Raw genomic sequence first — 1,156 nt, 5'->3', positions numbered from 1 at the left:
AACACATCTTCTACTATTTTGTTTAAGTTTTCTCTGTTTTTAGGAATTGATTCTAACGTTATTCCATTAAACTTTCTGAGTCCAGCTAGTCCCTTTTCTCTGACTCTTATTATTTCGATACCCAACTTATTTAACTTTTTATTCTTCTCTTCATCCTGTCTAATTCTTTTTTCATGGTAAAAAACTCCATCGTATTCTATTGCTATTTTATATTCTGCTATAAAAACATCTACATCAACCTTTCCTCCATCCGCTTCTATTTTGTGAGGATTAATAACCCCTTCAAACACTTTATTTAGGTAATAATAAATTGCTTGTTCAGGAAATGAAGTTTTTAATTCATAATGACAATGTTTACAACCAGTACCTTTCGAAGTTCTAGATTTTACAGCAGCTTTCCATTCATGTCCTAATTCACACTCCCACCAGAATTCCTCGTTACTTCCATAATTAACTTCTTCTGGTGTTATATCTCCATTTCTTTTGTAATTCCATTCTTTTATCAACTCAGGAAAATTTCCAGCTAAAGAAGAACCATTTTTTAACTTATATTTTTTAAAACTTTTAATTCTTGAATCTTTTGCACATTCAGGACAGCTAGTACCTGAAGTTCGGCTACTTACTGTTGCCCTCCATTCATTTTTGCATGTGCTACATTTCCACCATATCTGTTTATTCGATTTAGGTGTAACATTATTCGGAAGTAATCCTTCATTCTTTGTAGGGGACCACTCTTTTGCCACTTCTGGAAATTTAGATTCCAATGTGTTACCTATTTTTATTTGGTTCTTATTACGAGTTTCCGCACCTTGTTCATACATTAAAGTGTTTAATCTATTCCGTACTGCCTTTTTTATACCACATTTTGGACAACCGCTACCCCTTTTTGTTCTTAAATATGGCGTTGTCTCATAATCTTTGTGACCGTTAGGACATTTCCACCATACTTTTTTTCTGAGCCTGGTACAGTCTCGAATATTGATATACCTTTATTTTTTTCAAAAGACCATTCTCCAGCTATTTCGGGAAATAATGTAAAAATTGAATGGCACTTAGGACAACCTGCTTCATTATGTATTGTTCTACTTTTAATCATCGATTCCCACTCATAACTACAGTCAATACATTTCCAAAATACCTTTTTAGCCGATCTATA

2 protein-coding genes are annotated in these 1,156 nt (G+C 33.0%); both read right to left on the bottom strand.

Annotated elements, in window-relative coordinates:
- Positions 1-977 (bottom strand): zinc-ribbon domain-containing protein (locus KVT27_RS23260; RefSeq protein WP_369009666.1); only part of this gene is annotated, 977 nt, incomplete at its 3' end.
- Positions 893-1,156: zinc-ribbon domain-containing protein (locus KVT27_RS23255; RefSeq protein ID WP_217582032.1), on the bottom strand; the 264-nt coding region annotated here is incomplete at its 5' end. The genes KVT27_RS23260 and KVT27_RS23255, both read right to left, overlap by 85 nt.

It is taken from the genome of Lysinibacillus sp. GbtcB16, assembly GCF_019091145.1.
GTDB lineage: Bacteria > Bacillota > Bacilli > Bacillales_A > Planococcaceae > Lysinibacillus > Lysinibacillus fusiformis.
The sequence above is the reverse complement of the archived record's forward strand: the minus strand, read 5'-3'. Positions and strand labels throughout refer to the sequence as shown.